An 11,481-nucleotide genomic window follows, 5' to 3' on the forward strand; every position below is an offset into this window, starting at 1 on the left:
TCGCCACCTGGTTCGTCATCGAGAAGACGAAGCTCGGCGCCTATCTGCGGGCCGCGACGGAGAACCCGACGCTGGTGGAGGCCTTCGGCGTCAACGTGCCCCTGCTCATCACGCTCACCTACGGCTTCGGCGTGGCTCTGGCCGCCATCGCCGGGGTGCTGGCCGCCCCGATCTATTCCGTGAACCCGAATATGGGCGAGAATCTTATCATCGTCGTCTTCGCCGTCGTGGTCATCGGCGGGATGGGTTCGATCCTGGGCGCGATCGTGACGGGCTTTTCCCTCGGCCTCGTCGAGGGGCTCACCAAGGTCATCTACCCACAGGCGTCGGCAACCGTCATCTTCGTCGTGATGGTGCTGGTCCTGCTGGTGAAACCGGCAGGCCTGTTCGGGAGAGCCAATTGATGGCGAACGTGTCGTTGGCCGAAAAGCCCCTCGAGGCGCCGATCGAGGCGGTTCGGCCCGAACCGCGGGGCACCGCGGCCCTGCACCGGATGATCTTCGCCGGGCTCGTCGTGGTGCTGCTGGTCGCGCCCTTCCTGCTCTATCCCGTCTTCCTGATGAAGGTGCTGTGTTTCGCGCTCTTCGCCAGCGCCTTCAACCTGCTGCTGGGTTTCGGCGGGCTGATGTCCTTCGGCCATGCCGCCTATTTCGGCATGGCCTCCTACATCGCGGCCTATTCGGCGAAGATGTGGGGCCTCACGCCCGAACTCGCGATCCTCCTGGGCACGCTCGTCGGGACGGCGCTCGGATTGGTGTTCGGCGCGCTCGCCATCCGGCGGCAGGGCATCTACTTCTCGATGATCACGCTGGCCCTCGCCCAGATGATCTACTTCTTCTCGCTCCAGGCCCCGTTCACGGGCGGCGAGGACGGCATCCAGGCAGTGCCGCGCGGCTACCTGTTCGGCGTGATCAATCTCGCGAACGATTTCACCCTCTATTACGTCGTCGCCGCGATCTTCCTCTTCGGCCTCGGCGTGATCTACCGGATCATCCATTCGCCCTTCGGGCAGGTCATGAAGGCGATCCGGGACAACGAGCCGCGCGCGATCTCGCTCGGCTACCGGGTCAACCAGTACAAGCTTCTGATCTTCGTTCTCTCGACGGCCCTCGCCTCTCTCGCCGGCGCCACCAAGGCGATCGTCTTCCAACTCGCCTCGTTGACCGACGTCAACTGGCCGATGTCGGGCGAGGTCGTGTTGATGACGCTGGTAGGAGGCCTGGGCACGGTCTTCGGACCGATGATCGGCGCGGCCGTGATCATCGCCATGGAGAACTACCTGGCGACCTTCGGGGCCTGGGTTCTCGTCGTGCAGGGCGTGATCTTCGTCGTCTGCGTGCTCGCCTTCCGGGAGGGCATCGTCGGCCTGATCGCACGCATGACGAAACGTTCCCTCTGACGGATCATCCGCCGGGGCTTGAGCGCCGTGCGTGCTTCGAGGCTTGCTGACGCTCGCACCTCAGCATGAGGGAGAGGGAGGTGGATCCACCACGACCCTCGTCCTGAGGTGTCCGGCAAAGCCGGTCCTCGAAAAACGCGCGCGTCGAGGCTCATCGGGTCGTGCTTCGAGGGCGCGAGCCGCCCCGGGATGCGGGAAGCCGCCGGCCGGCGCCGAGCGCCCGTCGGGCGCGTCAGTCCTTCTTGGCCGCGAACATGCCGCCGAAGCGGTTGTTGAAGCGCGACAGGCGGCCGCCGCGGTCGAGCAGCTGCTGCTGGCCGCCGGTCCAGGCCGGATGGGTGTTCGGGTCGATGTCGAGATTGAGCGTGTCGCCCGCCTTGCCCATCGTCGAGCGGGTCGTGAAGTCGGTCCCGTTCGTCATCACGACCTTGATGAAGTGATAATCCGGGTGGACGGTCGCGCCCTTTTCCCGCTTCTCGACCTTGATGGCCTTTTGATTGTTCTCAGCCATGGGGGCGTGCCTTTCGCGAACGGAGCCGGGTTCGCGAACCCAGGCGACAGCGTCCGTCTTCATATCTCGGATGGCGGCGCTATAACGCAGACGCCCGGAGGTGACAAGCAATGCTGAGGCGGACACACCCGGTCGGACGCCGCGCCGCAGCCTTTCGGCCGCCCCGGTAGATGTGAGGTCATGGCGCCCATTTCGCAGGATCGGTCACGCGCGTCGCTGCGTTCGCTGAAGCCCCTCATCCCGTTCGGACTGCGCTACAAGGGCCGCATCGCGGCCGCGCTGTGTGCGCTCGTGGTCGCGTCAGCCTCGACGCTCGCGCTTCCGATCGCCGCCCGCCGCGTCATCGACAACGGCTTCTCGGACCGGGATGGCGGGCTGATCGACGCCTATTTCGCCGTTCTGGTCGGGGTCGTTGGGGCGATCGCGATCGCGAGCGCGCTCCGTTTCTATCTCGTGGCGACGCTCGGCGAGCGGATCGTGGCGGATCTGCGCGGGGCCGTCTTTGCCCGGCTCACCTCGCTCGATCCCGCCTTCTTCGACGCCTCCCGCTCCGGCGAGCTCGTCTCGCGCCTCACCGCCGACACGACCCAGGTGAAATCCGCCTTCGGCGTCTCGATCTCGATGGCGCTCCGCAACATCGCCCTCTTCATCGGCGCGCTCGCCATGATGATCGTGACGAGCCCGAAACTCTCCGGCCTCGTGATCCTGGCGATCCCGCTGATCGTCCTGCCGCTGGTGCTCTCCGGCCGGGCGGTGCAGCGTCGCTCCCGGCAGGCGCAGGACCGGCTGGCCGACGCGTCCGCCTATGCGGCCGAAGCCGTCGGCGCGATCCGCACCATGCAGGCCTTCGGAATGGAGCGTCTGACCGCGTCCCGCTTCGCCGAGGCCGCCGAGGGCGCCTATGTCGCGGCCCGGAGTTCGTCCCAGGCCCGGGCGGCCCTGACCGGCGCCGTGATCTTCCTCGTCTCGTCGAGCGTCGTCGCCGTTCTCTGGTACGGCGCGCAGGACGTCCTGTCCGGCCAGATGTCGAGCGGACGCCTGTCCCAATTCGTGCTCTACGCCGTCTTCGCCGCGAGTTCGCTCGGCCAGCTCTCCGAGGTCTATGGCGAACTCTCGGCCGCGGCCGGATCCGCCGAACGATTGGGCGAGATCCTCGGCTCGCAGTCGCTGATCGCACGGCCGGAGCGGCCGAGACCGATGCCCGAACCGGCCCTCGGAACGGTGCGGTTCGACCGCATCCGCTTCCGCTATCCGGCGCGGGACACGCAATCCCTGCGGGACGTCTCCTTCGATGTCCGGGCCGGCGAGCGGGTCGCGCTGGTCGGGCCCTCCGGCGCCGGCAAGAGCACGGTCTTCCAGCTCCTCTTGCGCTTCTACGACCCGGAGAGCGGCCGCATCCTCGTGGACGGCCTGCCGCTGACGGAGATCGACCCGGCCGAGCTTCGGCGCCGGATCGCCTTCGTCTCGCAGGAGCCCACGATCTTCATGGGTTCGGTCCTCGACAACATCCGTTACGGCCGGCCGGATGCGACGGAGGCCGACGTGCGGCGCGCCGCCGAGGCGGCGGCCGCGCATGGTTTCATCACGGACATGCCGGACGGCTACCGGACGGCGATCGGAGAGCGCGGCGTCACGCTGTCCGGCGGCCAGCGCCAACGCATCGCGATCGCGCGCGCCGTCCTGAAGGACGCACCGATCCTACTCCTCGACGAGGCGACCTCGGCCCTCGACGCGGAAAGCGAGCATTCCGTCCAGGTCGCGCTCGACCGGCTGATGTCGGGCCGCACGAGCCTCGTCGTGGCGCACCGGCTCGCCACGGTCCGGTCAGCCGACCGGATCCTGGTCATGGACGACGGTGCCATCGTCGAGGAGGGCACGCATGACGCCCTTACCCGACGTGGCGGCCTCTATGCCCGCCTCGCCGCGCTGCAATTCGGCGACGCTTTGGCCGTCTCGAGCGACGCGGCCGGTTAGCCGAGCGTTTCAGGCCGCCGACTTCGCGACCAGGCCCTTCTCGGCCAGGAGCTGCTGCAGTTCGCCGGCCTGGAACATCTCGCGGGTGATGTCGCAGCCGCCGACGAACTCGCCCTTCACGTAGAGCTGCGGGATGGTCGGCCAGTTGGAATAGGCCTTGATGCCGTCCCGGATGGCCGCGTCCTCGAGCACGTTCACGCCCTTATAGGGCACGCCAACATGGTTCAGGATCTGCACCACCTGTCCGGAGAAACCGCATTGCGGGAATTGCGGCGTGCCCTTCATGAACAGCACGACGTCGTTCGACTTCACCTCGGTGTCGATCAGGGTATGGGCGTCGGTCATGGCTCAAGCTTCCCTCGCGGCCTTCGGCCGCCATGTGGTCAACCGAATATATAGCTGCTCCACGGCCCGGTCGTAAGTGAAGTCCGCGGCCAGGAGTTCGTCGAGCGTGAAGGGGCAGGCACGGGGTATGCCGGGCGGGACCTGAATGCCGGTCGCATCCGGATCGACGATCAGACCCAGAGCCTTCCGGGCCTTGAGCTCCTGGCCAAGATCCGCAACCGCGAGATCGAACCCCTCTTGCCAGAGGCGGTCGAGGTCGAGGCGACGTCGCAGAGTCGGACCGACCTCGCCATCGATGGCGCTCTTGGCAAAGAGCACGCGTTCGGCACGCTCCCGCCGCGAGAGAGAGCCCGGATCGCAGTAGCCGGCAATGGCCTGCGCCAACATCGCGCGAAGGGCAGCCTCCACACGCGCCAGCGCTCGATGCCCGGCATCGTCCAGGCGCTTCGCGATCCGTTCCCAGTCGACCTCGACATGGGTTCCCGCTAGCTGGCGCAAAGCGGCGGCCTGCTGCTCCGACCAGAGGACGAGATCGGTCGCGTACAGGGACGTCAAGGACGTCGCCGTCGGAGTAGCAACGCCGTCAGATCCACGTCCGGATCCAAGGCCCGGATGTCGTCGAAGCTGAAGGGACATGACCGAGGTATGTCCGGCGGCAACGCCCGGTCATACTCCTTGAGGCTGTTGGTCGCTGCATCTCTGGCGTCCATCCAGACGCGGTCCAGGTCCAGACGCTGTCGCATCGAGTTCTTGAGCTTGACCCTGGCCTGATCGAGAAAGTCGGAGGTGTCGACACGCCAGCGCCGCACGGCCAGCGAGTCCGGATCGGCTGCTGCCTTCAGCAAGTGGGCGAACGCATTCCTGAGCAGGCTCTCGGCGGCCTTGCGGTCGGACGACAAGTCGTCGATCTCCTCGATCACATTCTCCCAGTCGATCACGTTCGACCAAGGACCGGGGATGGCCGCCAACCGCCGCAGAGCCGCGACCTGGATCTCGGCCCAGGTCTCGATATCCTCTTCGTAGAGCGTCGCGAAATCCATGGGCCAGACCGCGTGGCAGCCCCTCAATCCTGCGGCGCGACCGTCGTCAGCGCAAGCGCGTGGAGCACGCCGCCCATGCGGCCGCCCAGCGCGGCGTAGACGAGCTGGTGCTGCTGCACCCGGCTCTTGCCCCGGAAGGAGGCCGAGGTGACGGTCGCGGCGTAATGGTCGCCGTCGCCCGCGAGGTCGCGGATCTCGACCGCGGCGTCGGGAAGGGCCTCCTTGATCATCCGCTCGATCTCGCCCGCATCCATCGCCATGTCGTGCGCTCCTCAGGCCGCTTCGGCCGTCTTCGCATCAGCCGGGCCGGCCATGTAATCCGGCAGCCAGCCCTCGTGGGCATTGACGAGGGTCGCGATCGCGATCGGCTCCTCGCCCGGAAGCCCGATCTCGATGCCGCCCGTCATGCCGAGATACCAGTTCGCGATCCCGGCCTCGGTCGCCTCGCGGCGGAGATCGAACATCTGCTCGCTCGGACAGGTCACGACGTAGCGCGCGCCGTCCTCCCCGAACAGGAAGGCCGTGAGAGGCACGGTCGACGGCATGTCGCGCGCCTGGAGGGCGATGCCGATCCCGCCCGCCATGGCCATCTCGGCCACTGCGACCGCGATCCCACCATCGGCCACGTCATGAACCGTGTCGGTCCGGCCGGCCCGGATCAGCGCCCGGACGAAATCGCCCGTCCGGCGCTCGGCCGCTAGGTCGACCGGGGGCGGCGCGCCCTCCTCCCGTCCGCAGACGTCGCGCAGGTAGAGCGACTGCCCGAGCCAGCCCGCCGTGGCGCCGAGCACGATCACGGCCTCGCCCTCGCGCCGGAACGGGATCGAGGCCCGGACGGAGACGTCGTCGACGAGCCCGACGCCGCCGATCGTCGGGGTCGGCAGGATGCCGCGCCCGTTCGTCTCGTTGTAGAGGGACACGTTCCCGGACACGACCGGGAAGTCGAGCGCCCGGCAGGCCTCGCCGATGCCCTGGATGCAGCCGACGAGCTGCCCCATCGTCTCCGGGCGCTCGGGATTGCCGAAATTCAGGTTGTCGGTCACGGCGAGCGGCAGCCCGCCGATCGCCGTGATGTTGCGATAGGCTTCGGCCACCGCCTGGCGGCCGCCCTCGACCGGATCGGCCTCGCAATAGCGCGGCGTGACGTCGACGGTCAGCGCGAGCCCTTTCGGCCCGTCCCCGACCCGAACGAGCGCGGCGTCGCCGCCCGGCCCGCCGACCGTGTTGCCGCCGATGAGGTGGTCGTATTGCTCCCAGACCCAGCGCTTCGAGCAGAGGTCGGGCGAGCCGACGAGGCGCAGCAACGCCTCGCTGTTGGACACGGGGGACTCGACGCTCTCCGGCGCGATCACGGGCTCGTACGTGTTGGCGAGATGTGGCCGGTCGTAGATCGGGGCGAGGTCGCCCAGTTCCTTGATCGGCAGGTCGGCGACGGTCTCGCCCCCGTGCTTCACGACGAAACGGAGCGTGTCGGTGGTCCGGCCGATCACCGCGAAATCGAGATTCCACTTCCGGAAGATCGCGGCGGCCTCGTCTTCCCTCGCAGGGTCGAGCACCATGAGCATGCGCTCCTGGCTTTCCGACAGCATCATCTCGTAGGCCGTCATGCCGGCCTCGCGGGTCGGCACCGCGTCGAGGTCAAGCTCGACGCCGAGATCGCCCTTCGCGCCCATCTCGACCGCCGAGCAGGTCAGGCCGGCCGCGCCCATGTCCTGGATCGCCAGGACCGAGCCCGATTGCATCAGCTCGAGACAGGCTTCGAGCAGCAGCTTCTCGGCGAAGGGATCGCCGACCTGCACGGTCGGGCGCTTCTCGGCCGATTGGTCGTCGAAGGCGGCGGACGCCATGGTGGCGCCGTGGATGCCGTCGCGGCCGGTCTTCGAGCCGAGATAGACGATCGGATTCCCGACGCCAGTTGCGGCCGCGTAGAAGATCTGGTCCGTCCGGGCGATGCCGACGGCCATCGCGTTGACCAGGATGTTGCCGTCGTAGCGGGTGTGGAAGCCGGTCGCGCCCCCGACCGTCGGCACCCCGAAGGAATTGCCGTAGCCCCCGATGCCGGCGACCACGCCCGAGACGAGGTGGCGCGTGCGGGGGTGGTCGGGCGCGCCGAAGCGCAGTGCGTTCAGGGCCGCGATCGGCCGCCCGCCCATGGTGAAGACGTCGCGCAGGATGCCGCCCACCCCCGTCGCCGCGCCCTGGTAGGGCTCGATGAAGGACGGGTGGTTGTGCGATTCCATCTTGAAGACGCAGGCGTCGCCGTCGCCGATATCGATCACGCCGGCATTCTCGCCCGGGCCCTGGATGACCCAGGGCGCCTCGGTCGGCAGCGTCTTCAGATGCAGGCGCGAGGATTTGTAGGAGCAATGCTCGTTCCACATCGCCGAGACGATGCCGAGCTCGACGAGCGTCGGCTCCCGGCCGATCAGGTCCGTGAAGCGGCGATACTCGTCGTCGGTCAGGCCGTGCTGCCGGACGAGGTCCGGGGTGATCGGGATGTCGCTCGCGACCATGAACTCCTCTGCCTCACCGCAGGTGGCGGGCCTTAGCGGTTAAGACATCCCGACGCAACGAAGCCCCTTCCGTCCCGATCTGGCACATTCCGCCCTGGCACGCCGCTCGCGCCTGACGCCCCGCAGGCGGACGTGACGATCGAGGAGGGGCAGATGAGCGTGTTCAAGCGTTTCAAGTCGGATCAACGGGGCTCGGTCGCGACGATCTTCGGCTTCGCTGCGATCCCCCTCATCGGCTTCGTCGGCGCCGCGGTGGATTACAGCCGGGCTGCGAACGAGATGACGAAGTTGCAGCTCGCCGTCGACGCAGTAGCGCTGAGCCTCCTGCGGGAGCCGTCCACGGCGAATGTGCAGGCCCGGGCAACGACGCTGATCGGGTCGATGTTCGCGACCAAGGATCACGTGACGCTCGGCACCCCGGTCATCCGGCGGGATGGCAGCCGCGTGACCGTCGAGTTGAGCGCCACGGTCCGGAACGCCTTCATGCAGGTCCTCGGGCAGAACACTGTGCAGATCGGCGCTCGGGGCGAGGCCGTCCAGACGAAGGCGGAACTTGCGCTCGTCCTCGACAATACGGGGTCCATGGCCGACGACATCACGGGCGGCCGCAAGATCGACGCCCTCCAGAGCGCGGCGAAGACGCTGCTCCGCGACCTCCGGGACGTCGCGAACCAGCACGACACGATGAAGGTCTCGATCGTTCCCTTCGACACCGAGGTGCGGCTCGACGCCAATACCTACCGCAACAAGCCCTGGTTCCGCTGGAAGAACCCCGTCACCGACCGGGAAGACTGGAAGGGTTACGTCTTCGATCGCTACGGCTCGTACGCCCTGTCCGATCGGGCCCCTGACCTGACCAGGCCCGACACGCTCTTCCCGGTCGCGGTCGAGACCGAATACAAGACCGAGCCCGTGCTGAAGAGCCTGCGGACCTCCGGCGGGCGGCTCGCCGCCGTCCAGCCCCTGACGTCGCTCTACGGCAAGTCGGATTTCGACCGGCTGAACGCCACGATCGAGTCGATGACGCCCCGCGGCTACACCAACGTCGCGCTCGGCACGATCTGGGGGCTGACGACGCTCACCCGCTCCGAGCCTTTCAGCGAAGGGGCGCCCTCGGCCGATCCGACCGTCAAGAAATACATGGTTATCCTGACCGACGGCGACAACAACTTCTATCACCTGAACGGCAGCCTCTCGAACGACGAGACGGCGGTCGACAAGAACACCGCCAGCACCTGCACGACCGTGAAGGATGCCGGGGTGGAGGTCTTCACCATCCGGCTCGAGAAGGGCGACGGAAAGCTCCTCAAAGCCTGCGCGTCGTCTTCGAAGAATTATTTCAACGTACAGAGCAAGGCGGATCTCGAGGCGGCCTTCAAGCGGATCACCGACGCGATCACGGGCGCCCGCCTCACCCACTGACCGCGAATTCGCTGGTACAGCCATCCCCGCTCACCCCGGCGCAAGCCGGGGTCCACGGCGGGGCTGGATCCCGGCTTGCGCCGGGGATGAGCGGATCTAAGCGGTCGCGGCCGCCAGCATGGAGGCGGCGCCGGCGCTCATGAAGGCGGTGTCGCTGCCGATCGCGACGAGGTCGAAGCCGAGGCCCGCGAAATGGCGGGCCCGTTCGCCGCTCGCGGCGTAGATGCCGGCCCGTTTCCCGGCCGCGCGGGCCCGGACCAGTGCATGGTCGATCGCCCGGTTCACCTCGTCGCCGTCCGGCGCGATGGCCGACCCGTTCGAGAGCGCGATCGAGAGGTCGAAGGGGCCGATGAAGATCGCATCGATCCCGTCGACCGCCAGGATGTCGTCGATGCCGCCCAGCGCCTCCCGGGTCTCGATCATGGCGAAGGTGACCGAGATGCCGTTCGCATCGGTGAAATAGCCGGCCCCGTCCCGCCCGCTGAGCGGAAGTGCGGCATGCGGGCCCCAGCTGCGACCGCCGACCGGCGGGTATTTCGTGGCCGACGCGAAGGCGCGGGCATCCTCGACGGTGTTGATCATGGGCGCGATGATGCCGGACGCGCCGGCGTCGAGGAGGCGGGAGGCGGTCGCGAAGTCGCCGACGGGGATGCGGGGCAGGCAGGGCTTGCCGGCCGCCGCGACGAGCGGGATCGCCCGGATGGCGGTGAGCGCGTCCACCATCCCGTGCTGCATGTCGACGACGACGCAGCCATAGCCCGGCTCGCGGGCCAGGATACCGGCGACAGCCGGTTCCGGCAGCCCGCACCAGGCGGAGAAGACGGGTGTTTCGGAGCGGAGAGCGGTCGCGAGCGCTTCGACGGAGGACATGCCGCGCCTTTCCTGTGGTTCGATGTGCCACCGCACGACCGACGCCGGCTTGTCAACGGCCGCTCTACAGCCGGAACCATCGCACGACGTTGAGCAGGGTCGCGAGCGCGGAAGCGACATAGGTCATGGCGGCCGCCCGGAGGACCGAGCGGGCGGCAGTGAGGTCCGGGCCGGCGAGATAGCCGCCCCGCTCCAGGATCGGCAATGCACGGCCGAAACTCGCGTCGAGTTCGACCGGCAGGGTGAGAAGGTGGACGACCACGCGCGAGGTCATCAGCAGGACGGCAAGGCCGATCTGCAGCCCGACCGCGACGGGCGACTTTACGAGCGCGAAGGTGAGCGGTGCCAGGCTCAGGACGACGGCGGCCACGATCTCGATCCCGCGCACCACCGGCGCGAGCGCGATGCGCCACGCGAGGAGGCGGTCGCCGTCGGCATGCTGGAAGGCGTGGCCGGCCTCGTGCGCGGCGACCGCGATCCCGGTCACCGAGCGGGTGTCATGCGCCTCGGGACCGAGGCAGACGCGACGGGCCTGCGGGTCGTAATGGTCGGCGCCCTTCGCGACGCGCTCGACGGGCACGTCCGTGAGCCCGCCGAGATCGAGAAGGTGCCGGGCGAGTTCCGCGCCGGTACCCGGCAGGTCGGTCCGGTCGCCCGCATGCGCGGCTAGCGTCCGGTGCACCCACATTTGCGGCCCGAGGATCAGGACCGCGAGAGCGACCACCGCGAGCGCGACGAGGACGACCAACGGAAGCGTCCCCGAATTGCCGTCGCGAGAGGCTAGGTCCGCGCGCCCTGGATGTCCTCGACGGCCTTGGCCATCAGTTCGTCCATCTTGGCCCGGATCGAGGCCTCGCTCGCCTCGACCCCGGCGACGTCGAGGTCGGCCTTCACCTTGCGGAGCACGTCCGTATCGCCGGCTTCCTCGAAATCGGCCATCACGACCGACTTCGCATAAGCGTCGGCCTCCGGGCCAGAATGGCCGAGCCGCTCCGCGACCCACATGCCGAGCGCCTTGTTGCGCCGGGCGCTGGCCTTGAAGCGCAGTTCCTCGTCATGGGCGAACTTCTTCTCGAAGCCGTCGCGGCGATCGTCGAACTGAGCCATGAGCCGGTAATCCTCCTGCTGCGGACCGCCCGGTCGGGCGGGAGCGGATGCGATATGTGGCTGCGGCCAAGCTTTTGCAAAGCCTTGGAACACGCGTGGCGCCGCACCATAGATGTGCAGCCAGGCGGCGCCGCGTTGTGCGCCCTCGGCCGATCGTCTAGGTTCCGGCCATAGCGGACGCCTCGCGATGCGATGGCGGACGCGCCGCGGACCACGTCATGCGAAGGAGCCCCGGCCCCCGATGGATTTCCTCAAACCACGGTACACGCCCATGAATCGCCGCCGTCGCATCTACGAGGG

At 68.1% G+C, this 11,481-nt stretch carries 13 protein-coding genes; 4 read left to right on the top strand and 9 right to left on the bottom strand.

Annotated elements, in window-relative coordinates; translation table 11 throughout:
- On the top strand, positions 1 to 404 hold a 404-nt coding region (locus tag ACFE87_RS23785; RefSeq protein WP_375462140.1), incomplete at its 5' end, for a branched-chain amino acid ABC transporter permease.
- The gene (locus tag ACFE87_RS23790) at positions 404 to 1,399 is read left to right on the top strand and encodes a branched-chain amino acid ABC transporter permease (protein WP_375462141.1); all 996 of its coding nucleotides are present in this window, start codon (positions 404 to 406) and stop codon (positions 1,397 to 1,399) included. The genes ACFE87_RS23785 and ACFE87_RS23790, both read left to right, overlap by 1 nt.
- A 232-nt stretch (positions 1,400 to 1,631) precedes the next feature.
- Here the strand turns inward: ACFE87_RS23790 and rpmE are convergent, their stop codons facing one another.
- A complete protein-coding gene (rpmE, locus tag ACFE87_RS23795; protein ID WP_375462142.1) occupies positions 1,632 to 1,910 on the bottom strand; it encodes a 50S ribosomal protein L31 in 279 nt (92 codons plus the stop codon).
- Positions 1,911 to 2,090: 180 nt separating this feature from the next.
- Between rpmE and ACFE87_RS23800 the strand changes: the two genes are divergently transcribed.
- A complete protein-coding gene (locus tag ACFE87_RS23800; protein ID WP_375462143.1) occupies positions 2,091 to 3,884 on the top strand; it encodes an ABC transporter transmembrane domain-containing protein in 1,794 nt (597 codons plus the stop codon).
- A gap of 9 nt (positions 3,885 to 3,893) precedes the next feature.
- On the opposite strand, the gene grxD is transcribed toward ACFE87_RS23800, so the two are convergent.
- From grxD to purL, 5 genes are read right to left on the bottom strand one after another with little or no spacing between them, the layout of a single operon-like run.
- A complete protein-coding gene (grxD, locus tag ACFE87_RS23805) occupies positions 3,894 to 4,229 on the bottom strand; it encodes a Grx4 family monothiol glutaredoxin (RefSeq protein WP_375462144.1) in 336 nt (111 codons plus the stop codon).
- Positions 4,230 to 4,232: 3 nt separating this feature from the next.
- On the bottom strand, positions 4,233 to 4,784 hold the full coding sequence (locus ACFE87_RS23810; protein WP_375462145.1) for a DUF29 family protein: 552 nt from the start codon (positions 4,782 to 4,784) through the stop codon (positions 4,233 to 4,235).
- Positions 4,781 to 5,269: a DUF29 domain-containing protein gene (locus ACFE87_RS23815; protein ID WP_375462146.1), complete on the bottom strand. Its 489-nt coding sequence runs from the start codon at positions 5,267 to 5,269 to the stop codon at positions 4,781 to 4,783. Before ACFE87_RS23815 ends, ACFE87_RS23810 begins: the two co-directional genes overlap by 4 nt.
- 23 nt (positions 5,270 to 5,292) lie before the next feature.
- Positions 5,293 to 5,529, bottom strand: a complete 237-nt coding sequence (locus ACFE87_RS23820) for a BolA family protein (protein WP_375462147.1) — start codon at positions 5,527 to 5,529, stop codon at positions 5,293 to 5,295.
- Positions 5,530 to 5,541: 12 nt separating this feature from the next.
- Positions 5,542 to 7,782: a phosphoribosylformylglycinamidine synthase subunit PurL gene (purL, locus tag ACFE87_RS23825; protein WP_375462148.1), complete on the bottom strand. Its 2,241-nt coding sequence runs from the start codon at positions 7,780 to 7,782 to the stop codon at positions 5,542 to 5,544.
- Positions 7,783 to 7,935: 153 nt separating this feature from the next.
- Between purL and ACFE87_RS23830 the strand changes: the two genes are divergently transcribed.
- Positions 7,936 to 9,204, top strand: coding sequence for a pilus assembly protein TadG-related protein (locus ACFE87_RS23830; RefSeq protein WP_375462149.1), 1,269 nt, complete (start codon positions 7,936 to 7,938; stop codon positions 9,202 to 9,204).
- A 96-nt stretch (positions 9,205 to 9,300) separates the two neighbouring features.
- Here ACFE87_RS23830 and ACFE87_RS23835 read toward each other — a convergent pair whose 3' ends face one another.
- The 3 genes from ACFE87_RS23835 to ACFE87_RS23845 form a co-directional block, all read right to left on the bottom strand.
- Positions 9,301 to 10,074, bottom strand: coding sequence for an HpcH/HpaI aldolase/citrate lyase family protein (locus ACFE87_RS23835; RefSeq protein ID WP_375462150.1), 774 nt, complete (start codon positions 10,072 to 10,074; stop codon positions 9,301 to 9,303).
- A gap of 64 nt (positions 10,075 to 10,138) precedes the next feature.
- Positions 10,139 to 10,822 (bottom strand): zinc metallopeptidase, encoded by a 684-nt coding sequence (locus ACFE87_RS23840; protein WP_375462151.1) that lies wholly within the window; start codon positions 10,820 to 10,822, stop codon positions 10,139 to 10,141.
- 32 nt (positions 10,823 to 10,854) lie between these two features.
- Positions 10,855 to 11,181, bottom strand: a complete 327-nt coding sequence (locus ACFE87_RS23845; RefSeq protein ID WP_375462152.1) for a DUF1476 domain-containing protein — start codon at positions 11,179 to 11,181, stop codon at positions 10,855 to 10,857.
- Positions 11,182 to 11,481 lie beyond the last annotated feature (300 nt).

The organism is uncultured Enterovirga sp. (genome assembly GCF_964242715.1).
In the GTDB taxonomy this organism is placed as follows: Bacteria; Pseudomonadota; Alphaproteobacteria; order Rhizobiales; family Beijerinckiaceae; genus Enterovirga.